Origin of the sequence: Magnetospirillum molischianum DSM 120 (assembly GCF_000294655.1) — a bacterium.
Classification (GTDB): Bacteria; Pseudomonadota; Alphaproteobacteria; order Rhodospirillales; family Magnetospirillaceae; genus Phaeospirillum; species Phaeospirillum molischianum.
In genome coordinates this window covers 16380-39440 of the sequence record NZ_CAHP01000020.1, presented here as the reverse complement: position 1 = coordinate 39440, position 23061 = coordinate 16380, and the positions used below count along the sequence as shown (strand labels likewise).

Genomic DNA, 23061 nt, shown 5'->3' with positions numbered 1-23061 from the left:
ATTGGAAGGAAACGAAGAATGCGGTGCAGTCATGTCCTAGTTTGGGTCGAGGATTTGCATCGGGCGGTGCGGGATTATCGTCATCTCGGCTTCGAGGTCGAATACGCCACCGACGCCCGCGATGCCCGTCATGCTCATGTATGGTTCCCACATGGTCCTATCCTCGAATTGCTCACCACCCCCGGCCATGCTGGTGCCTTCCGTTGGCTGATCGATCTGATCGCTGGACGCGGCGCTGGACGTCGGATGGCAGGCTGGGGCGGCAATGGCGAGGGATTCTGTGACGTGGCGGTGGTCAGCTCCTCCGCCGAGTTGGACCCAGTGCTGCGCGACCTCCGCCGCGACGGGCTGGCAGTCGGCCGGTCAGTACGCTGGGTGCGGCGGCGGCCGGACGGACAGCGCACCCGTTTCCAGTTCGCCTATCCGGTCGAACCCCGCCTGCCCTTCCTGGTCAGCCCCTATGATCCACCGCAGCATCCTACCGTCCAGACCCATCGCAATGGTGCCTGTGGGATCGCACGGGTCCGGTTGGGGGTGGCGGCAGGAGATGAGGCAGCTGTGACCCGGCTGGTCGACGACGACCCGACCTTCGCACTCGAACCAGCCGCCGTCACTGGAGTGAAAGCGGTCGAACTGGCCGGGCTGCATCACGAACTCGATCCGCTTCTGTTGCACGGGGCCGTGATCCGGCGGGCACGAGAACAATCAGCTGTTATTGCCGCGACCGCCGATTGTTCTAATTGAAAGTGATAGTGATTTGCATCTAATATCGCCCACATCAGGGCGAGGGGGATGGCTTTCGCTGAAGGGCTGCGTACAAAATGAAGCAGGATGGTTCTTCCCGGTGCGCGTCCGGGCATGGCGGTAACGACGATTACAACGGCCTATTCGAGGATGGAACCGGCCGACTACCTCGCCTCAACGCCCGCTTCGTCGAATTGAGGCCAGGCATGACAGCAGCGCTGTATCGCGGCACCGGACAGGAGGAAACCCACGCCGATCTGATCAACAACAGCCCCTATGTCCATTTCACCTGCCTGCTGAAGGACCGATCCCGTACCCAGGTCCGGGGTCGCGAGCTATCGCCCGATATCGGCGAAGGCTATGTGGTGTTCGCGCCGGGGGAACGGTTCTCGGTCGATTATGGCCCGAATTACGCCCATGTCGATCTGATGCTGCTGCCGGAAACGCTGGCGGAACTGACCGGGGACGATGGGTCCGGCCTTGACAACGAAATCAGCAGCGGCTTCGTGATGCAGGGAACCCCCCCAGGCCAGAGAATGGTCGATGCCGCGCTGCGGCTAGCCGAACATGTCGAGGCACCGCAAGGCCAGCGTCTTTATCTATATGCTGCCGCCCTCGAATTCCTCGCCGGTCATCTCGGCGGCGGCGCGCCCGACCCGATCCCGCCGCGCGAACGGCAACGGCTGATCGCGGCGCGTGCACGCCTTTTGCGCGACCTCAGCGCTGCCCCGACCATCGCCGAACTGGCGCGTGAGATCGGCCTCAACCAGCTCAAGCTGAAACAGGGCTTCAAAACCCTGTTCGGCTCAAGCATCTACGCCCTGTTCCAGCAGCACCGGATGGAATACGCCCGTCAATTGCTGCGCAGCCACAGCGTGACCGAAACCGCTCTGATGCTGGGCTACAACAACCTCAGCCATTTCAGCACCGCCTTCCGCAAGCAGTTCGGAATCCTGCCCCGCCACGAGCGCAAGGGCCTGACCAACTGACCGTGAAGGCCCTTGTGGACTCCCCCACACCCGCCAAGCCCCCCCGGCCCTTAGACTCCATTGGTCGGAGTGAGAGCCGCCTGCTTTGCCCCCCTCCCACACTGGTGAAACGCAGATAATCCCGATCCGGGCATTTTTCCGCCCGGTTTCGGGGGGGAATCTTCCGACCAAATTGATAATGAAAATCATTATCTTTTGGGGTGCCTGCCGTTCCCTCTCGAACTATTGCCCCCGCCGGTGAGCAAAGGAATCCGTGATGAAGCCCTCCTTTCATGCGTGGCCGGATCATCTGGCAGAACAGTACGAGCGGAAAGGGTATTGGCAGCCGCTAACGCTGGGACAGCATGTCCACGCCTGGGCCGCTTCCTTCTCCTCCCGCATCGCTCTGGTCGATGGGGCGCAGCGAATGTCCTATGCCGAACTCGACGCCCGGATCGACCGGCTGGCAGCCGGGTTCCACGCCCTTGGTCTCGCCGCCGGGGAACGGGTGCTGGTACAATTGCCCAACAGCATAGGCTTCGTCACCGCCTGCTTCGCCCTGTTCCGCCTCGGCGTGGTGCCGGTTCTGGCGATGCCAGCGCAGCGCACGGCCGAGATCGACGCGTTGTGCCAGTTGGCCGAGCCAGTCGCCTATCTGCTGCCTGACCGCTTCCTCGGCTTCGACTACCGGCAGATGGCCGAGCAGGTTGCCGCCCGCCATCCCGCGCTGCGCCTGCTGATCGTCGATGGCGCGCCGGGCGGAGGGCATCTGACGCTGGAGGGGATCGAGCGCCCGGCTGCGCGCGTCTTCACCGGTCCCAGCCATCGCGACGTCGCCCTGCTGCTCCAATCCGGCGGCACCACCGGCACCCCCAAGCTGATTCCTCGCACCCATGCCGATTACGCCTACGCCGCTCGTGCTTCGGCAGAAATATGCGGGATCGGCCCCGACAGCGTGACCCTGGCCGCCCTACCGCTGGCACACAATTTCCCACTATGTTGCCCTGGCCTGCTCGGCACCCTCGGCCAGGGCGGCCGAGTGGTTCTAGCCCGCACCCCCGGCTTCGACGAAGCTTTTCCACTGATCGCCATCGAAGGCGTCACCCACACCGCCCTGGTACCTGCGTTGGCCCGGCTGTGGGCGTCTGCCCGCACCTGGAACCAGGAAAATCTCTCCAGCCTAGCCCTGCTCCAGATCGGCGGTGCCCGGCTGGAGCCGACGGCCGCAGCGGATATCCGCACCGCTCTAGGATGCCCGATCCAGCAGGTGTTCGGCATGGCCGAGGGGCTACTGTGCTACACCCGGCTGGACGATCCCGACAACGTGACCCTGGCCACTCAGGGCCGCCCACTCAGCCCGGACGATGAGGTGCGGATCGTCGATACCGAGGGTCGCGAAGTGACGTCGGGTGAAACCGGCGAGTTGCTGACACGGGGGCCATACACTATCCGCGGCTATTTCCGTGCCGAGGAGGTCAACGCCACCGCCTTCACCCCGGACGGCTTTTTCCGCTCGGGCGACCTCGTCCGCCGTACCACTGATGGCAATTTGGTAGTGGAAGGCAGGGTCAAGGACCAGATCAACCGTGGCGGCGAGAAGATCGCGGCCGCCGAGATCGAACAGCATCTGCGCGCCCATCCCGCCGTGCGCGATGCGGCAGTGGTGGCGGTGCCCGACCCCCGGCTGGGTGAGCGCAGTTGCGCGGTGCTGATCGCGCCGGAAGACCCGCCCGATCTCGACCGACTGCACGCCTTCCTGCGCGATCGTGGCCTCCCTCGCCACAAATGGCCCGACCAAATCACATTCGCCCGCTCCTGGCCGCTAACCGCGATCGGCAAAATCGACAAGAAGCAATTGGCGCGGCAGGCCCTGATCCGCCAGAGCGACGAACCCCGCCCTTATCTGGAAATGGAGGTGGCGCTGGCTGGCGATCCGCTCGAACTGGCTGCGCGGATCGCCGCCAACGATCCAGCCGAGGCACTGATGATCTATGAACGCGGCGGGGAATGGTCGATCGGCGTCGGCCGCGCCGCAGAGATCCTGGCCGACGCCGACGGTGTGGTGGTGCGCAAGGGCGACGGAGTGCGGCGTTGGGATGGCCCTAACCTCGCCGCCCTGATGACCGAGGCGCTGTCTGCGCTGCCGTTCTCCGGTTGGCGCGCCTATGGCACCGCCCAGTTCGAACTGGCGCGTCGGTTCCAGGATTTGCCACTGGCTACCGATGCAGCACCGTTGCTGCATATGGTCCTACCTGAAAGCGAAATCCGCCTCAGCCAGGGACGCGCCCTGCTACGCGGCCTCGACCAGCCCACCCTCGACGCACTGACGCGCCAGTTGAAGGCGATCGAGCGGGTGGCCGCGCCCCACCGGCCCGCCGCCGCCCGGATTGAGGTCGCCGAGGTAGAGACCGCCGAAGCCGAACCCTATCGCCGCCGTGTCGCCGCCGCTGTCACCGAGATCCACCAGGGCCATTATCAGAAGGTGATCCTGTCGCGGCGGGTCGAACTGGCCACCCCACCCGACCTGATCGCCAGCTATCTGGTCGCCCGCCGGGCCAACACCCCGGCCCGTTCCTTCCTACTGCGGCGCGACGACTTCGCGGCGATCGGCTTCAGCCCGGAAACAGTGGTCGAGGTTGCCGCCGATGGCGCGGTCAGCACCCAGCCATTGGCAGGCACCCGTGCCATGGGCGGCAATCAGGCCGAGGAGGACCGGCTGCGCGCCGAATTACTTAGCGACGCCAAGGAGATTGCTGAACACGCGGTGTCGGTCAAGCTGGCCTGCGAGGAACTGAACTCGGTCTGCGTCCCCGGCTCGGTCCAGGTATGCGATTTCATGTCGGTGTGTCGGCGCGGCTCGGTCCAACATCTCGGCTCACGGGTAGCGGGACGGCTAGCGGCGGGACGCACCGCCTGGGACGCCTTCGCCGTCCTATTCCCGGCCGTCACCGCGTCCGGCATCCCTAAACGCCCGGCGATTGAGGCGATTGGCCGCCACGAACCCGGCCCGCGCGGGCTGTACAGCGGTTGCGTCATGATCGCCGATGCCGACGGTTCCCTCGACGCCGCCTTGGTGCTGCGCACTGTCTATCGGCGGGGCGAACGGGCATGGCTCCAGGCAGGAGCCGGGCTGGTCGCCCTCTCTACCCCGGAGCGGGAATTCCGTGAAACCTGCGAGAAGCTGAACAGCGTATCGCCCCATCTGATCGCCGCAGCACCGGCGGAGGAAGACGACCACGCCCTGGAAGAGGCCCGCGCATGAAACAGGATCTGCCGCTGGCGGCGTCGGCTAAGGCCGCCGCCTCGTTGTCCACCCCTGTCTCCCCCGATTGGCTGCGGCTCCAGGTCCGGCCGCTGCTATCCAATCCCGGCCGTGCGCTGGGTGACGACGACGACCTGATCGAGGCCGGGCTGGATTCGCTTCAGGTGATGCGGCTGGTCGCCAGCCTGGGCCAGGCCGGGGTGGCCGTCACCTTCTCTACCCTGATTGAGCGCCCGACACTGGCTGCGTGGTGGGCGCTGATCAGCGCCACCGCCCCGACCACGACCATGGCAGCCAATCAGGAAACCGAAGCCAACGCGGCCAACGACACGGAGGCCGGCACCCCCTTCGCCCTCACTGACGTCCAGCACGCTTATTGGATCGGCCGCCGCGACGATCAGCCGCTCGGCGGAGTCGGTTGTCACGCCTACCTAGAACTGGATGGGCACCATGTCGATCCAAACCGGCTGGCGGCGGCATGGGGGCGGGTGCGGCAGAGTCATGGCATGCTGCGCGCCCGCTTCCACGAGGATGGCAGCCAGAGCATCGGCCCACGCGATCAAGCCGTTACGCCACTGCCGGTACATGACCTGCGCGGCAACGCGCCCGAGGCAGTGGAAGCGTCCCTCGCCGCCACCCGCGACCGCCTGTCGCACCGCCGCCTCGCGGTCGAGGTCGGCGAGGTAGCCGGGCTAGAACTGAGCATGCTGCCGGACGGGGCGACCCGGATTCATTTCGACCTCGACCTGCTGGTCGCCGACGTCCACAGCTTGCATCTTCTGCTGCGCGACCTCGCCGCCGCCTATGCTCGCGATGCCGCGCCGCCAGCCCCGGCCGGATGGAGCTTCGCCGCCTATCTCGCAGACGAGGAACGACGCAAGGCGGCCCACCGTGACGCCGACCGCGCCTATTGGCAGCGGCGGCTGGCTGATTGGCCTGGTGCTCCGGCGCTACCGCTGCGACGGCAGCCGGAGGAGATCGCCCAGCCGCGCGTTCGCCGCCATCAGCACCGACTGAGTCCATCGGCCTGGGAAAACCTACGCAACCACGCCGCCTGCCACCGCCTCACCCCGGCGCTGACATTGGCTACCGCCTATGCCGAGATCCTGGCGCGCTGGAGCGCTAGCCCGCGCTTCCTGCTCAACCTGCCATTGTTCGACCGCCAGGGTGGCGATCCGGCGCTAGGGGAGGTTGTCGCCGATTTCACCAACCTGCTCCTGCTAGCGGTCGATTGCGGCGCGGAACAGACTTTCGCCGATCGTGCCCGCGCCCTCCAGGCCGGACTGCACGCCGACATCGCCCATGCGGGCTATTCCGGAGTGCGGGTGCAGCGCGACCTTGCCCGACAGCGACCGGGGGAGCGGAGCTTCGCCCCGGTGGTGTTCGCCTGCAATCTTGGCATCCCGTTGCTCGGCGACGAGGCATGTGCCGTGCTCGGTCGGCTCGGCCACATGATCTCGCAGACGCCGCAGGTGTGGCTCGACCATCAGGTTTACGAACTGGAAAGCGGGCTGCTGTTGACCTGGGACGCGGTGGAGGATCTGTTCCCCGAGGGACTGATCACAGCGATGTTCGCCGCCTATGTCGAACGAATCGAAACCCTGGCCGCCACTCCGGCAGCATGGGAGCAGTCGGTAACGACAGCGCTGCCGACAGAACAACGGGCGGTGCGGGCGGCAGTCAACGCCACCGCTGCGCCTTTGCCGCCGCGCCTGCTGCACGACCCGATATTCGCCCTGGGGCGGGAGATGCCCGAGCAGGTGGCACTGATCGAGCGACAGGGCACACTGAGTTACAGTGCGCTGACCCACCACGCCCTCCAGGTCGCCGCCCTGCTGGTGGAATGGGGGGTGCGGCCGGGCGACCCGGTGATGGTAACGATGCCGCGCGGAATCGGCCAAGTGATAGCGGTGCTGGGGGTACTGGCAGCGGGGGGCTGCTACGTCCCGATCGGGATCGGCCAACCACAGACCCGGCAGGCCCGTATCCAGCGCACCGCCGACATTCGCCACGTCCTGCTGCCGATAGACCTCGCCACCGCCGCCCAACGCCAGCCGCTCGACCAGCCGGTAGCGGTCGCGCCAGAAGCGCCAGCCTACATCATCTTCACCTCGGGCTCGACTGGCGAGCCGAAGGGGGTGGAGGTCACCCACCGCGCCGCAGCCAACACCATCGACGCCATCAACCAGCGCCATCGGATCGGCCCGGCCGACCGGGTTCTGGCGGTGTCGGCGCTCGATTTCGATCTGTCGGTTTACGACATATTCGGCCTGCTCGGAGTCGGCGGAGCGGTGGTGATGGTCGGAGAAGAGGACCGGCGTGACGCCACCGCTTGGCTCGATCTGATCCACCGCCATCGGGTAACGCTGTGGAATTCGGTTCCGGTGCTGCTCGACATGCTGCTGACGGCGGTAGAAGGGACGGAAACGGTATTGCCGCTACGGCTGGCGCTGGCCTCGGGCGATTGGGTCGGGCTCGACCTCGCCGGACGCCTCGCCGCCGCCACAGCCGACACCGGCCGACTGGTCGCGCTGGGTGGCGCAACCGAAGCGGCGATCTGGTCCAACGCCCAGGAGGTGCCAGCGACACCGCCGCGTTCGTGGCGGTCGGTCCCGTATGGCACCCCACTGGAGAACCAGTACTACCGGGTAGTCGATCCGCGCGGGCGCGATTGCCCTGACTGGGTAACGGGGGAATTGTGGATCGGCGGCACGGGCTTGGCCACCGGCTATCGCGGCGATCCGGCGCTGACGGCGCAACGCTTCGTCCAGGCCGACGGCCAGCGCTGGTACCGCACCGGCGATCTCGGCCGCTACTGGCCGGACGGAACGCTGGACTTCCTTGGCCGTGCGGACCATCAGGTCAAGATCCGGGGACACCGCATTGAATTAGGAGAAATCGAGGCTGCGTTACACTCATTACCCGAACTACGCCAGGCGGTTGCGGTGGCGGTGGGCCAACCACCGACCCTGGCCGCCCTGCTGGTGCTGAAGCCAGATGCCCCGGCCGAGGCGATAGCAACGATCCGCGCCGGTCTGGCCGAACGGCTGCCCGAGGCAATGATCCCCACCACCCTAGTGGCGCATGATGCGCTGCCGCTATCGGCTAACGGCAAGATCGACCGCGCCGCCCTCGCAGTTCTACTGACCGAGGCAGCCGCCACCCGACCCGAGGTCGGCGAACCGCCCCGCCCTGGGCGGGAACAGCGGGTCGCAACCCTGTGGTGCGAGGTGCTCGGGCTCGAACGCGTCCGGCGCAGTGACGATTTCTTCATGCTCGGTGGCGACAGCCTGCTGGCGACCCGACTAGTGGCCCGGCTGGGCCAGCATGGCCTATCGGCTGAACAACCGTTGCGGCTGCTGTTCGCCCGGCCGGTGCTGGCCGATTTCGTCACCGGCCTGAGCGAGGCTAGCCCAGTGGTAGACGCAGCCCCGCTTCTCCCCGACATTGACCACCGCGCCGAACCGTTTCCGCTGACCGAGGTGCAGCAGGCATACCTGACCGGACGGGAGTCCGGCCTACCGTTGGCGTGCGGCACCACCTACGCGCTGGAATTCGACGGGGAGACAGTCGATCTGGACCGGATCGCGACAGCCTGGACTCGGCTGGTCGAACACCACGAGATGCTGCGCGCGGTGCTGACCAGCGACGGGCGGCAACGAATCCGCTCCGAATCCCCGCCGGTGACGGTCACGTGCGAGGAACTGCCCGGAGCCGACGCCGCAGCCGCCAGCCAGCACTTGCGGGCACGGTGGGATCAATGGGCGGCCGAACGCGGCGACGGGCCACCCTTCGACCTGCACGCGATCAGCTATGGTCTCGAGCGCTGCCGCTTCGGTATCGCCATCGATTACATGCTGCTCGACGGTTTCAGCGTCAAGCTGTTGTTGGGCGAGTTGATGATGCTGATGCGCGATCCCGCCATCGTCCTGCCGCCGCTTGGCCTATCCTTCCGCGATTATGTCCTCCAGGCCAGCCCCGCCGCCGGGGAGGTGGCACGCGCCCAGGCCTATTGGCGCGCCCGGCTCGACGATCTGCCACCATCCCCGGCCCTGCCGCTCGCAGCCGACCCCTCCACTCTCGCCCCGGTGCGGTTCCACCGCCATGAAACCCGGCTATCGGCCGAACGCTGGCAGGAGGTGCGGACGCGGGCGCGTGAACATGGCCTGACCCCATCGGGGCTGCTGCTGACGGTCTATGCCGCCACCCTGGCCCATTGGAGCGGAGGCGAGGCGCTGACCCTCAACCTCACCCTGTTCGACCGCCGCGACGTTCACCCCGATATCCACCGGGTACTGGGCGATTTCACCACGCTGGCCCCGGTAGCGGTCCATCCTCGTTCGGGCGACAGCCTGCTGACCTTGGCGCGGCGACTGCGCGACGAACTGGCCGAGGTGCTGGAGCATCGCGCCGTCTCCTCGATCTGGGTCCAGCGCGAGCGTGGCTGCCGCTTAGGCCGGGCTGCCGCCTTGCCGGTGGTGTTCACCAGCACGCTCGGTCTCGCCGACGAGGTGCTGCGCGACCCGCCAACCGGCTTCCCCGCTTTGGCGGCAGGAGGCTTCTCCGAAACCCCGCAGGTGTGGCTTGATCATCAGGTTTACGAACTAGACGGCGACCTGCGGCTGACCTGGGATGTGGTGGAGGGGCTGTTCCCCCCCGGCCTGCTCGACGAACTGGTCGCGGCACAGCACCGCTGGCTGGAAGAGCTGGCTGTCGATCCGGCGGCGTGGCAACGGCCCGATCCCGATCCGCTACCGACCAGGCAGCGGACACGACGCGAAGCCCACGTTGAGACCCGTGCCGCCCCAGCCGGACGCGGGCTGCATCAGGCATTCTTTGATCTGGCTCGGGCCAGACCGGAACGGCCAGCGCTGTTCGACGATGGACACGAGATCTGCTATGGCGAACTCGCCGGGCGCGCCCTGCGGCTGGCGGCCGTATTGCGCGCCGAAGGAGTGGAACGCGGCGAGCCGGTAGCGGTGTCGCTGCCGCGCGGCGCCGATCAGGTCGTGGCCGTACTGGGAGTACTGGCGGCCGGGGGCTGCTATGTCCCGATCGGCCCCGATCAGCCATCGGCACGGCGACAGCGCATCCTGACTACCGCCGGTATCCGCCAGATCGTCACCGCTGCCACTGTCGCCAGCAGCGCTGACCGCGTTCCACTCGAGCGGCCGGTACTCGGCAACGGCGAGGAGAGCGCTTACATCATCTTCACCTCTGGCTCGACCGGCGAGCCGAAAGGGGTGGAGATCACCCACCGCGCCGCGCTCAATACCATCGATGCAGTCACCCGCCAGCACGGCATCGGCGCCGACGACCGGGTGCTGGCGGTATCGGCGCTCGATTTTGACCTGTCGGTCTACGACATCTTCGGCCTGCTCGGTGTCGGCGGCGCGGTAGTCGTAGTGCCAGAGGATGACCGGCGCGAGGCAACGGCTTGGTTGGAATTGATCCGCCGTCACCGCGTCACGGTGTGGAACAGCGTGCCGGTCCTGCTCGACATGCTGCTGACGGCAGCCGAACGCGCGGTCGAGCCGTTACCGCTGCGGGTGGCACTACTGTCGGGCGACTGGATCGGGCTAGACCTGCCACCACGGCTGACGGCCGCCACCGCCGGTTCCGGCCGATTCACTGCGCTCGGCGGCGCGACAGAGGCGGCGATCTGGTCCAACCAATTCGAGGTAGAGGGTGAGGCACCTGCCGGATGGACCTCGATCCCCTATGGCGTCCCCCTACCCAACCAAGCCTACCGAGTGGTCAACGCACTCGGGCAGGATTGCCCCGATTGGGTGCCGGGTGAATTGTGGATTGGCGGGGCCGGGCTGGCGGTCGGCTATCGCGGTGCCCCGGCGTTAACCTCCGAGCGTTTCGTCACCCAGGCCGGTCGGCGCTGGTACCGCACCGGCGATCTCGGTCGTTTCCGCCCCAGCGGGCTGCTTGAATTCCTTGGCCGTCGCGACCACCAGATCAAGCTGCGCGGCCACCGCATCGAACTGGGCGAGATCGAGGCGGCATTGCATTCCCTGCCTAACGTCCGCCACGCCGTCGCGGTCCTGCTCGACACGCCCCACGCACTAGCAGCGGCGGTGGTGTTCGATCCCGGTATGGCCAGCGTCAATGAAATCGAGGCTCGGCTGCGGTCTGGTCTAGCCGACCGCCTGCCCGAATACATGATCCCCTCCCGTCTCGAAGCGATAGATCGGCTACCGCTTTCAGCCAACGGCAAGGTTGATCGTGCCGCTGTGCAGGCTTGGTTCACGGCTAGTGCCCGTCCGACCGCGGCATCCGCCCCGCGCGGCCAATTCGAAACCGCACTGGCTGCGGTCTGGGCCGAGATCCTCGACCAGCCGCACGTCGGCCGCGATGACGATTTCTTCCTTCTCGGCGGCGACAGCCTCCGCGCCACCCGTATCGTCGAGCGGCTGTGTCGCGACGGCCTGACACCCACGCCTGCACCGCTGCGGCTGTTGTTCGCCAACCCGACTTTGGCCGGATTCGCCGCAGGCCTGAGCGAACATCTCGCCCATGGTCGCCCCACGGCCACCCCCAGGGCGGAAGCGGCAGAAACATTTGAAATGGGCGCGATCTGAACCCTCGGCGGGCCTGTCCCGTCACCCCGCACTACAATTAAAAGAAGAGTTAACGTCAATGTCGGTGCAAGACCATGCAGTTTAACCACGGTTCCACTCGGGCGCGATTCAGCGCGATGACCCTGTCGCTCGCCCTGTCGGCACAGCTTCCCCTCCCCTCCTTGGCATGGGCCGAGCAGGCCGAGAGTACGGCAATCGGCGAGGACGGCACGGCGGTGGCGCTACCGGCAGTGACGGTGACCGCCCGGCGCGGTGAGGAAAAAGCCAAGGACATTCCGTTTGGACTCAGCGTGATCAACGGAGATACGGTCGAGACCGGGCGGATGCAGAACGTGGACGAGGCGCTGCACAACGTCACCGGGGTCAGCATCAACTCGTCGGGTGGCCCCAACGATTACAACGTCCGCATCCGCGGCGTCGGCTCACTCTATCAGATGAACATGGACGACAATTCGGTTGTGCTGAACGTCGATGGCGTCTCGATGTCGTCGCGCAACCTGTCGCTCGGCACGCTCGACGTTGATCAGGTCGAGGTGCTGAAGGGACCGCAGGGTACCCTGTTCGGCCGCGGCAGCGAGGCTGGCGCGATCAACATCACCACCCGCAAGCCGACCCGAGTGATGGAAGGCTATGTCCGGGGCGAGATCGGCCAGCAGATGCAGAATCTGGAGGAAGGGGCGATCAGCGGCCCAATCAGTGATAGCCTCGCCGCCCGCCTCGCCGTCCGCCGTACTGGCGCCGATTACTGGGTAGATAACGCCCAGGACGGCAAGCCGCTGACCCAGATGACCGATCTCGCCTTTCGCGGCAGTCTGCTGTGGGATGCGGGCACCGGCACCGACGCCCTACTGACGGCGGAAGGGGAACGCAGCACCGGCGGCATCAACGTCATGATGTTGCGCCCCTACGGCGACCATCCGGCTCTCGACATCTCCCCTGACGTCTTCGACGAGAACCGCAAGAGCAACGGCCGCTACTCGCTCGAGGTCAACCACGATCTGAGCGCCAGTAGGCTGACCTCGGTGACGGCTGCGACCACCACCAATTTCATCGGCTGGAAGGCCTACGATCGGGACCTGACCAAGGCGATGTTCGGCTTCCCGATGGAGATGCTGGTACGCGATTCCGCGTTCGAACAGGCCTACAGCCAGGAACTGCGTCTGACCTCACTGCCCGGAGCCGAAGTGTTCTGGGTCTCCGGCCTCAATGTCAGCCATTCCAACCGCTCGTTCGACAGCGCCTATGTCTCGCAGGGTGCACGCAACGCCAAACGTCGTTTCACCACCGACAGCGCAGGCATGTTCGGTGAAGTGACCTATCCACTCACTGATGCACTGAAGGTGACAGGCGGCCTGCGCCATTCGTGGGACTGGAAGGGCTACGACGCCGATTATGTCACTGCGGCCGGGGTACACAGCAACGACCAGCGCGGTGTCTATGCGAATTACATGACCGGACGGGTCGGCTTGTCCTATGCGGTGACGGCGGACACCAATCTCTACGGCACGGTGTCGCGCGGCTACAAATCCTCGGGCTTCAACGATTACGCCAGCCAGATCGCCGACAGCGTACCCTACAAATCGGCAACGGTGCAGTCCTATGAACTTGGCTTCAAATCCGAGCCTGCCCGCCAGCCCTTTACCCTGAATAGCGCGCTGTTCCTCACCCGGGTCAAGAACGACCACATGATGAGCTACGACAGCACTTCCTTCGTCACCTCGGTACTGAACGCCGACACCGAGAGTAAGGGCGCAGAACTGGAAGGGTCGTGGCGTTTCGGCAACGGCTACACCCTATCGGGCGGCGTCGCCTACACCTACGCCGAGATCACCTCCAACGCGGCCGGGGTCAGCGGCGGCGACGTCTCGTCCGGCAGCAGAGTCCCCGACGTACCGCGCTGGAGCGGCAATATGGCCCTAGCCTATGTCGAGGACCTGCCCGACTTCCTCGGTTTGCCCGAGCCGGGCATCAACGCGCGGATCAGCTACCGGGTGGCTGGCAGCAGACCAGCCGACGTGCAAAACCATTTCAACCTTGCCCCCTACGGCAAGCTCGACCTCCATCTCGGCCTGATGATCGCCAGCGCCGAAATCTATGCCTGGGGCGACAACCTGCTCAACGACCGCTACGACCTCTATGGCTACGGGGATTCATCTTATCCCGGCATGACCTATGGCAACCTTGCCCGCGGCCGCACCCTCGGTCTCGGCACCAGCTACAAGTTCTGAGGAGAGCGAGCATGGAGCGCAAGACCGCACCGGCGACGTGGTGGCTGCTGACCAGCCTCTACACCACCCAATATCTAGGGCTAGGCTTCCTGGTGGTTGCCCTAGTGGCGATCCTGCGCGACCAGGGTGCCAGCCTCGACCAGATCGGCCTGATCTACATGCTCGGGCTGGTCTGGCCGCTGAAATTCCTGTGGGCTCCGTTGGTGGACCGTATCCGGTTCGGCCGCTGGGGACATTACCGGGTCTGGCTGCTGCTGACCCAAACCGGGCTGGCACTGACCTTGGCGACAATGGGCCGGTTCGACGTCATCGACGATTTCTGGACCATCTATCTGCTCGGACTAGCGGTGGCGGTGCTGTCGGCCTCGCAGGACATCGCCGTCGATGGCTTGGCCTGCCGATTGCTGGCACCGTCCGATCGCGGCTTCGGCAACGGCATCCAGATCGCCGGCAACCTGTTCGGCAACATGCTGGGCGGCGGCGTGGTGTTGATTACCTATCCCTATCTCGGCTGGCAGGGCAGCCTGCTGCTACTCGCCGCAGGCACCTCGGTCTCGCTGCTACAATTGCTGTGGTACCGCGAGCCGCCCTGGGCCCTCGTCCCCAACCTCGGGGCCAATCTGTTCCGCTCCGTCGCCACCTTCTGGCATCAGCCGGGCGGGCGGCTGTGGCTGCTGCTTCTGCTGCTTTATCCGATCGGCAGCAGTCTGGCCTACGCCCTGATCATCCCGATCCTGGTCGATGCTGGCTGGGAGATGGACCGGATCGGCTTCGCCGTCAACGTGCTCGGCTCGCTGGCCGGAATGGCAGCGGCGATGGCCACCGGCTGGCTACTGCCCCGGCTGGGCCGACGGCGCGGAATGATCTGGGCCGCCCTGCTGCAAATCCTCGGTATCGCAGCTCTCGCCCTGCCGGTATTCGGCCTGACCGGAACGGTTAGCGTCACCACCGCCGTCCTGCTGTATTTCCTGCTCTACAATCCGGCGGCTACGGTACTGTCCACCCTGATGATGGACCATGCATCGCCCGACCGCCCGGCCACCGATTACACAGTCCAGTATAGCCTGAACATGCTATTCGCGATGGCAACGATGTCGGGCGCCGCCGCTTTAGCCGGCCAGATCGGCTATGGCGGGGTACTCGGGCTGGCGGTGCTGGCCGGGCTGCTGGCGGCACTACTATCGCTGCGCTATCGGCCTGACGGCGGCACGACGACGATCACCGCCCCGGTATCGGCAGCAGCGGTGGGAGAGGCCCGGTGAACGCCGAACAGCGGCGGGGATGGCTGCGCCGCCCCCGTCCCGCCCCCGAACCGGCGATACGGCTGCTCTGCCTACCTCATGCCGGCGGCACCCCAGGCCTGTTCCGAGCCTGGCCGCCGCTGCTGCCGCCACTGATCGAACCGGTGCTGGTTTGTTTGCCCGGCCGAGAGAATCGTCTGAGCGAGCCGCTTCCGGACGACATCCCCGCCCTGGTCGCCGCCTTGGCCGAGGCGGTGGAACCGCTGCTCGACCGCCCCTGGGCCTTATTTGGCCACAGCATGGGTGCGGCAGTGGGGTTCGAACTGGCCCTGACCCTGCGGCGACGGCCGTGCCAGATGTTCCTGTCGGCGCGTGAACCGCCCCAGTATCATCATGGCGGCGGTCTACACCAACTCGATGACGATCGCCTCTGTGCCGAACTGCTTCGCCTCGGCGGGACGCCGCCGGGTCTACTCCAAGCTCCCGAGGTGCGGGCGATGGTGCTGCCGGCAGTACGGCACGATTACCGTCTGATCGAAACCTATCATGCCCGCCCGGCCAGCCGATTCGACGGCCCGCTCACCGTGTTCCTTGGTCGCGATGATCCTGATCTGCCCCTCCAGGAGGCGCTGGGCTGGCGGGAATGGACCTCGGGACCATTCGCCCTCCAAATGTTCGAAGGAGGGCATTTCTATCTAGCTGACCAACCTTCGGTGGTGGTCGCCGCGATCGCCTCCATCCTGGCCAACGGCCCCAGGAATGGAGACAAACCCTGATTATTGGAGGGGGCCACCGCCCCTCGCAATCTCTCCCTCGGACCTATGGAGAGCCTATTCCACGCCCTAGAATCGGGCCAACAATCACCTCGTCAGCGCCATTTCGGCCGGTCAATGCTGGTTTCCGAAAGTGTCCAGGTGATTCTTTGGGCGCGAACAGTCACGTTACCCGTGTCTAATGATTTATTTTCTGAGCGGAAGGTGGCGGCGACCCGGATATTTCCACCGGTTTGCCCTTCTCCTGTTGTGGGGGAGGGGCTTCCGATAATGTCGGGTTGATCCGGGAGAACTCGACGCGTCGGTTGGCCGGGTTGCGCGGATCGGAGGGCACCAGCGGACGGAACGACCCTTCGCCCTCCACCTCGAAACGGTCGGGGGAAATGCCCTTCTGCCCGACCAGATAGTTACGAACCGATTCCGCACGGCGCTGCGACAAGAGAAGATTAACGTCAGCCGCTCCAGAAAGATCGGTATGGCCCGAAATCTGTAGCCGCAGATCGGATTGCAACTTCATTGCCGCCGCGACGCTATCAATAAAGCGCTGCGCCTGCGGCGAAATCTCGGTCGAATTGACCGCAAAAGTCAGTGGGAAGGCGACGGTCGGACGTGGTGCCGCGGCCGGTCGCCGACGCGAGGTGTCCTCCCGGGCTTGCGGTCGCATCGCTGCGGAGGTGGCCTGCTCCGCCGGCGGCTGACTGCCCGGAAAGACGAGAGAACGGGTCTTGGCCGTCGGCTGGCTAGGGGCAAAGCTGCGCGTCTGGGGCACCTGCTGAAGGCCGAGGCTGCCCAGGAACTCGCCGGGGGTTGGCGGCTCCTGATACAGGATGGTGTCCTCGGCTTGCGCACCGGGAGAGAGGATCGCCAAGACGACGGCGACAGCGCTCCCACACAAGGCAAGTCGGGTCCGACTCATGACGGTTCCCCATACGGTCGAGATCAAATGAAAACGCACCTCGATTCCCGGAACGAGGCGATGAATTCCAGGCATCCCGATATCGTCGCCGGGCCTGACCTTTTCATGGCTGGCGGAACAGAGGGCGGCGTCGGAGGGAATGGCCGACAGGGCCGATCCAGAAAAGAAATTCTTCCGATCTAAAATACGCATCTGGAAATGATCCTAATAGAAAAACGAATCACGGGGATGCTTCGGTCTACGCGAATCTAAACTTTACAAGTAAAGCAAAATAAAAAGCTTGGCACCACAAAATCAACAGCAAACTTTTGTTAATCATTTTAAGGCCAGACATTAAGAGTTTCAAGCGCCTTGTGACGATGCAACGAAACGCAACTCCTCTATCGAATGTCGCCCTCAGATCATAATATCGATGTCGTTGTTTTATAGGGAAAGCCCCCATCTGCACCCCCCTTTTGAGTTCCCGGAAGGAAGGCCGAGCGGCGAAGTCCGCGCCTATTCGGCATCGCTCCGGTTGTTTGGATCGCGGAGAACACCCCGTCGATGGTCTCGGCAGATAGCTTCAGTCCCGGACATTCCCATGTCTTCGTTTGACGTCGCGCCAAAGGGGAACCTCAACCCACTGAATCCACTCAACTCTTCATCGAGTTTTCCTGAAGACACCCCATCAACCTTATGGCGTTGAATTTTGATCATATGATCTTGACAGTCGCATAAAAACGACTTTAAATTATTTATCTATATTTTTTGTATGTCAATAGTGGTGAAAAATGATGTTTTGCCGTTTTATGGGAAGCAGACTCCTAGCAAAACACTGTCTGGCAGCAGTTCTGATGCTGTCCCTCACCGCGCTACCAGCGATGGCACAGCAAGACAGGGCGAGTGGAGCGTCCCCGTCAATCCAGGGCGATGTCAACATCACTGTCAAAACCGGAGACATCACCACCAAAACAACCGGTGGTGATGGCGCTCGCGCAACCAATTGCATCGGGGCAGTTACGTCTGGCTCGATCAAAGGCAACGTCTCGATCGTCGTGAATGGCCAACAGCGTTCCGCCAACGAGGGGTGCATCACTTCTGAATCCCCCTCAAGTTCAACAGAGCGTTAAGAGCAATGTGATTGGAATTAACTTTCTTTCTGTGCGACCCTTTTTTGGAGAGAAAATGTGATCAAGATTTCCGTCTTTACTTTCGTCGCTCTCGTTGCCTGCTCGTCTTTCGCCTCTGCGCAAAGCGCGTCTGGCAGCTTCGGCAACAGTCTGGTCAAGGGCGAAGGCCACGCCACCGCCAGCGGTCCGAACCTTTCCGGTAAGTTCGATTCCAAGGTTCAGGCCAAGGACGTCACCGCCACCGCCAAGGGCGACGGTGCCGTGGCCCGCAACGTGATCGGCTCCGCCACCGACGGCAACGCCACGGATTTCCATAGCGATGTCGATGTTGGCAACGTCAGCGCCAATGCCGAGGGCAGCAAGGCCTGCGCTGAAAACATCATCGGCTCGATGGGCAGCAGCGCATGCACGGGTAGCCGGTAATCATGGCGCTCCCGTCTCTCGGCCTCTCGACGCGGGCGGGATGGTGGGTCCTGTGGGGGGTGGTCGGCGTGGCGCTCGCCTCCCCCTGCAACCAGGGGCTGGCCCAGAGCACCGGCGGTCTCTCCGTCAGTGGGACGAACACCCAGATGAACGATATGGAGTCTCGCGCCCTGTTGCAGGTCGGGCGTCAGGGCGGCAACCTGTTACCCCAGGACACCCTTGCCGACTGCAAGGACGGTGCGGCCCAGGTCGGCCGGACCAAGGAGAAGGAGTTCATCAAGGTTCCAACCTCGCTGATGGATGAGCTGAAGGAAAAGGAAGCCACAAGCACCGTTGTGATCGGCAACGTCATTGCCGTCGGGTGTAAGTAATCTGTGATTTTTCATTGCGACGCAGCGCATTAGACCACGAGTAGCAATATTAAGGACGGCTGATGATCGTGAGAACCAGGGGGGCCGTTGTCTGCGCCATCGTCGGCGCGGTGTCGTTGGGCGGCTGCATGACTGATCCCAAGAATACGTCGACCATCATGCAGCCGCGGACCCCGGTGGCCAAAACCTTGACCAACCTCAATCAGGCCAAAAACTGCATGGATCAACTTTTTCTTGATGGTGCGCGGCGGGGAATTCCGATCACCAGCGAAAAAATTGAGGATGCAACCGGGACAGTCAAGGTCAGCACGGTTGACATGACCATCAACGCCATCTCGGATATGAGCAAACGTAGCGAGGCTTTCAGCTACTTCCATATCGAGGGCCAGGGCAGTCAGATCGGCAACATCCAGAACGCGCTCGTCCCACTGAAATCGAACCCGAGCAAGATTCCCCCAGTTTACATCCGGGGATCGGTCTCCCAGGCCGACAATAGTATCGTCCGCGACAGCGCCTCGGGCTCGTTCACCGTTCCTTTCGCCTCGATCGGTGGCGGCAAGGACCAGAGCTTCGATACGATCAGCATCGATCTGCAACTGGTTGATATCTCGACCCGAACCGTTAAGACCGGGATCACCACCAGCAACACCATCACCGTCGTGTCCGAAAGCGAATCGGAATCCGCGCGCGGACTGATCCAAAATGGCGCTTTCGGCGCCGCCCTGTCGGTTTCCCTGGCCTCGTCGAAGCGAGAGGGCCGGGGGCAGGCGGTGCGAACCCTGCTGGAATACAGCCTGATCGAATTGCTTGGAAAATATACCCACGTTCCCTATCATCGCTGTCTCGAACTGCCCTCGACCGACCCGGCCTCAATGCAGTCGGCCCAGGCTTATTACGATGGCCTGTCCGCCGAAGCCCGGACCAGGGCGGTCCAGACCGCCCTGAATGCCACACGTGAGTATGCCGGTCCCGTTGACGGGGTGATGCGCGAGGCGTTGCAACTGGCAGTCAGCGCGGCCAAGCTGAAACGTGGTCTTAATGCTGACGGGCGGATCGATTTTCAGCTTTTTAACGCTCTGTATAACGAAAATGTCCTGCCCAACGAGATCGTCAACGCCAAGCCGGCGAATCCGGCGGAGGCCCCGCCTGCCTCGGCCCCGACGCCCCCTTCAGGGCGCGATCCGTTCGGTCTGACGCTCACCCTGACCCGGCCGGTTTCCGCGCTCGGCGATGTGGTGTCTGTCCGCGCCTCGGTCGATTCCCCATCGAATCTTTACTGCTATTACGAATATCACGAGCAGGGCAGCATTCGGGTCACGCGGATTTTTCCCAGCCAATTCCAGCGCGACAATCATCTGGTCCCTGGACGGAGCGTCCTGATCCCGGCACAGAACAGTTTCCAGATCGTGCTCAACGACACGGCTCCCGAATCGATCGCCTGCGTGGCAACCACCATCGATTATCGCGGGGCCAATGCGCTTCCCTTCCTGAAGGAACCGGATCTCACCCCGATCAACACGCCGCCCGACTTCAACGGATTGCCCTACGTCATTTACAAACATCAGCAAGTCGATTCGGTGCAGACGACGGTTAAAAAGATCACGTTCCAGGCCAATGGGTGAGAGCGATGATCCTTCGGCGAAGCCTGTTGACACTCATGGCCGGCCTCGCGCCCATGCTCCTTTCCCTCCCCCGCGCCCAGGCGGAGGGAAGTAAACCTCTCCCCGCTGCCGTTAACGAGGGGGGGCACCCGCCCAGGGTCGAGGCGACCCAATCGCCGCCCACTACGGATCCCCCCGCGCAGAAGACCGTATCGCCGTCCGGTGCCCCGGTGATCGTCCTGCAATCCGACCGCGTCCCTGTCTCCCCCCTTCCCGGCCTCGATTCGTCGCTGCGTCCCAATCCGATCCTTGTTCCGCCAAGCGTCCTGCTCAGAGCAACCGGCAACCCGGTGGGGCACCCCACGGCTCCATCTGTCGTGGTGGTCACGAAGGAGGCTCCGTCACCGTTTCTCGGACCGGCGGAAAGCGCCGCCGATCGCGCGATCGATCGCAACCAGAACGCCTTGCTGCTCGAAAAGCTACGGAAAGAGAACCGGTTCGTCGATCACGACAGGCCGGCCGTCATGGTGGTGCCGCTGTTCGATCGCAGCCAAGCCTATGCCGGGAGCGCAGCCGACGCCGAAATCGACAGAATTCAAAGAACACAATTCATAGACCGATACCTATATAGGTATTGATTTTTCGTATGTTTCATTAAAATCCGATCCGGATCGATAGATATCATGTGGCTCCGTGTCCTCTTTCTCTTGTTTGCCTCGGCCATGATCGCTCTGGGACTGGAACAGTCGTTCTTCCCGCCATCGGCCTGGGCTCAGTCCTCGGCCGGCCTGTCGGTAAAAGTTGAGGGCGACGTCAGCAGCGTGGCCGCGGGTTCGGGGGCAGCCAGCACCAGAATCGGCTCCACAACCAGTGGAAAGGGGACCTCGACAACCAATGTCATGGGAAACGTCACGAATTACTCGACCCACGGATCGAGTGTGACCGAGATCGGCACCCAGGATCGCGGCGGAACCACCGTGATCCGCGGCGATGCGACCAACGTCAATTCAGAATTGCGAGTGAACGGAAACAGCTTCATTGGCGGCAACGTCACCGTCACCAATGGTTCTCGGGCCGATATCGGCGGCTGCGGTTCGGTCTATGTCTCCGGCGATGTGGTCGTGCCGAACGGCAATCTGGAAGTTGGGTGCGGATGCGCCGGTCGACGCAACGGGCAATGCTGCATCGAATTCCATCAAGGTTTTTGTGTCTTGCAGATCGTGCCTCCCAGTGAGGATGGGTGCCCGCCCGGATTTATCTTATCCAGTGGTCTGTGTCGGTTGTTCTCGGATTTCGAACATAAATTCGGCAAATAGCGGTCAAAATCTGACACAAGAGCCCCACTGTGGTTTCCCTCGGCTCGCCGGATGTACGAGTCTGAGGAATGCGTGAAGGAATCCTCGTCGGAGTAAGTGCCGCCGACCGCAATCGCCTGGAGGCGGTTGTAAATGCTGGTGTTGCCGTCGCTGCACGGACTGGCGCTACAGCAGACCAGGAGAGTTCCGCTTAACACCGATCTCGAAACCGCAGGGCTGGCCCGACGTGATCACCGTCTTCCTGCGCTCGCTCACGGAGAATTGGGACGGACAGCTTATTGCCGTCATTGTTTCGCCAGCAAAGGAACACCACCCGCTCCAAAATCCCCTCCGCATTAACAAATGGCAGCCATCCTGGCGGCCTGGACGCGGCAGGCATCGCGAGCCATTTCGAGCAATTCTTAGGGTTCGACTCTCCTTCCGCCCTCATCCCACCGATCCGAACACCGCCCCGATCGCTGCGGTCACCGCCATCGCCAGAGCTCCCCAGAGCAGGACACGGATCGCACCGACACTCAACGGTCCCGGCCGTTGCCGGGATGGTCGTTGCCCATCGGGCCGCGAGGCTCCTGTTCGTGCGAATCGCGGCGCTCATGCGGCGGATCGCGATGCCCGTCGCGCGAGCGCCGGACATAGTTCTGATTGTACCAGTTTTCCTGCACGAAATAGACCCGTTCACCGCAGGCATCATAACGGCGGCAGTTTTTCCGCCAGTTCCTGGCGTGGCCCGACGGCACATGCAGATAGATCGGCGCGCGGTCCATCGTGATTGGCCCGATCGATTTCGGCCGGGAATAGATCAGTCGCGGCGGCGGAGAGTCGCCGAGTTCAAGGCGACCGTAGGAAACGGGCTGGTCAATGGTCAGCGTGCCCCCCTGCCCAGCGGCGAGGTTCGGGAGGGTGGTGACGATCAGCGTGGCAAGGATGGTTGGGATCAGAGATCGGCTCACGCTGGCTCTCCTGATGGGATCGAAACGGAATGTGGCGTCCGGCCGCGGGATCAAGGCCGAGCGGATTGCCAGCGTTATCAGCATGGAAACACGCCTAGACTCTTGTCTGGATCCTCCAATGCATGCCCCTTTCTGCCATCAGCGGCGGTATCGAAGGCCTTCGACGGCGAGCGTTTCCATCGCTCATGGAGCATGTTCTGTCCCTGGAACTGGTTAACTTAGCCGTCATGGGAAGCTACGACTGAAGCATCGGAATTTCCCCACGCCGTCAAATCAAAATTACGAACCGCCTCCAAAGGCAAACGAAAGAAATAATGCAAAACGTATCATCAATGTATTTTTAAAAAGATAAAAATATCATGGGTATATTCCGATCATACAATGATGATTGCTCGATGGTTTAATATAGAAACATAAATAAAACGAGATGGTTCCAATTTTTTCCAAGGGATTCCCGACACGCGGCCTTCGGTGCCGATACATCTGCCCCCCTCCAGAACCGTTCACTCTAGGACACGATTTCAAGTAAAGGCCCGCCCCTCTGGACTCCAGCGGGCGGACCACACCAT

The 23061-nt window shown here is 63.6% G+C and carries 15 protein-coding genes; 12 read left to right on the top strand and 3 right to left on the bottom strand.

Annotation, left to right across the window (positions count from 1 at the left end):
* Positions 1-18: 18 nt before the first annotated feature.
* The 7 genes from PHAMO_RS07720 to PHAMO_RS07690 all read left to right on the top strand — a co-directional run bounded on the left by PHAMO_RS07720 (position 19) and on the right by PHAMO_RS07690 (position 15809).
* Positions 19-744: a VOC family protein gene (locus PHAMO_RS07720; protein WP_002728096.1), complete on the top strand. Its 726-nt coding sequence runs from the start codon at positions 19-21 to the stop codon at positions 742-744.
* A gap of 77 nt (positions 745-821) precedes the next feature.
* The gene (locus PHAMO_RS07715) at positions 822-1733 is read left to right on the top strand and encodes a helix-turn-helix transcriptional regulator (RefSeq protein WP_051002400.1); all 912 of its coding nucleotides are present in this window, start codon (positions 822-824) and stop codon (positions 1731-1733) included.
* Positions 1734-1989: 256 nt separating this feature from the next.
* Positions 1990-4974 carry a salicylate synthase gene (locus PHAMO_RS20300; protein ID WP_002728092.1) on the top strand — a complete coding sequence of 995 codons (2985 nt, stop codon included), beginning with the start codon at positions 1990-1992 and terminating at the stop codon, positions 4972-4974.
* A complete protein-coding gene (locus PHAMO_RS07705) occupies positions 4971-11564 on the top strand; it encodes a non-ribosomal peptide synthetase (protein ID WP_002728090.1) in 6594 nt (2197 codons plus the stop codon). Before PHAMO_RS20300 ends, PHAMO_RS07705 begins: the two co-directional genes overlap by 4 nt.
* Before the next feature lie 116 nt (positions 11565-11680).
* Positions 11681-13792, top strand: a complete 2112-nt coding sequence (locus PHAMO_RS07700) for a TonB-dependent receptor (protein ID WP_155801611.1) — start codon at positions 11681-11683, stop codon at positions 13790-13792.
* Between the two features lie 11 nt (positions 13793-13803).
* Complete coding sequence (locus tag PHAMO_RS07695; protein ID WP_002728086.1) at positions 13804-15054, top strand: MFS transporter; 1251 nt, start codon at positions 13804-13806, stop codon at positions 15052-15054.
* Positions 15051-15809: a thioesterase II family protein gene (locus tag PHAMO_RS07690; protein WP_002728084.1), complete on the top strand. Its 759-nt coding sequence runs from the start codon at positions 15051-15053 to the stop codon at positions 15807-15809. Before PHAMO_RS07695 ends, PHAMO_RS07690 begins: the two co-directional genes overlap by 4 nt.
* A gap of 175 nt (positions 15810-15984) precedes the next feature.
* Here PHAMO_RS07690 and PHAMO_RS18465 read toward each other — a convergent pair whose 3' ends face one another.
* Complete coding sequence (locus PHAMO_RS18465; RefSeq protein WP_002728082.1) at positions 15985-16914, bottom strand: OmpA family protein; 930 nt, start codon at positions 16912-16914, stop codon at positions 15985-15987.
* Positions 16915-17618: 704 nt separating this feature from the next.
* A complete protein-coding gene (locus tag PHAMO_RS19380) occupies positions 17619-17768 on the bottom strand; it encodes a hypothetical protein (RefSeq protein WP_155801610.1) in 150 nt (49 codons plus the stop codon).
* 120 nt (positions 17769-17888) lie between these two features.
* Here PHAMO_RS19380 and PHAMO_RS07680 point away from each other — a divergent pair, with 120 nt between their 5' ends.
* The 5 genes from PHAMO_RS07680 to PHAMO_RS07660 all read left to right on the top strand — a co-directional run bounded on the left by PHAMO_RS07680 (position 17889) and on the right by PHAMO_RS07660 (position 21542).
* The gene (locus tag PHAMO_RS07680; protein ID WP_002728076.1) at positions 17889-18254 is read left to right on the top strand and encodes a hypothetical protein; all 366 of its coding nucleotides are present in this window, start codon (positions 17889-17891) and stop codon (positions 18252-18254) included.
* A gap of 2 nt (positions 18255-18256) precedes the next feature.
* Positions 18257-18625 (top strand): hypothetical protein, encoded by a 369-nt coding sequence (locus tag PHAMO_RS07675; protein ID WP_002728074.1) that lies wholly within the window; start codon positions 18257-18259, stop codon positions 18623-18625.
* A gap of 62 nt (positions 18626-18687) precedes the next feature.
* Entirely contained in the window at positions 18688-20247 is a 1560-nt protein-coding gene (locus PHAMO_RS07670; RefSeq protein WP_002728072.1) for a DUF4384 domain-containing protein, read from the top strand.
* A 209-nt stretch (positions 20248-20456) separates the two neighbouring features.
* Positions 20457-20864, top strand: coding sequence for a hypothetical protein (locus PHAMO_RS07665; protein WP_155801609.1), 408 nt, complete (start codon positions 20457-20459; stop codon positions 20862-20864).
* Positions 20865-20909: 45 nt separating this feature from the next.
* Complete coding sequence (locus PHAMO_RS07660) at positions 20910-21542, top strand: hypothetical protein (protein WP_002728068.1); 633 nt, start codon at positions 20910-20912, stop codon at positions 21540-21542.
* A 515-nt stretch (positions 21543-22057) separates the two neighbouring features.
* Here the strand turns inward: PHAMO_RS07660 and PHAMO_RS07655 are convergent.
* The gene (locus tag PHAMO_RS07655; protein ID WP_051002407.1) at positions 22058-22492 is read right to left on the bottom strand and encodes a hypothetical protein; all 435 of its coding nucleotides are present in this window, start codon (positions 22490-22492) and stop codon (positions 22058-22060) included.
* Positions 22493-23061: the final 569 nt, after the last annotated feature.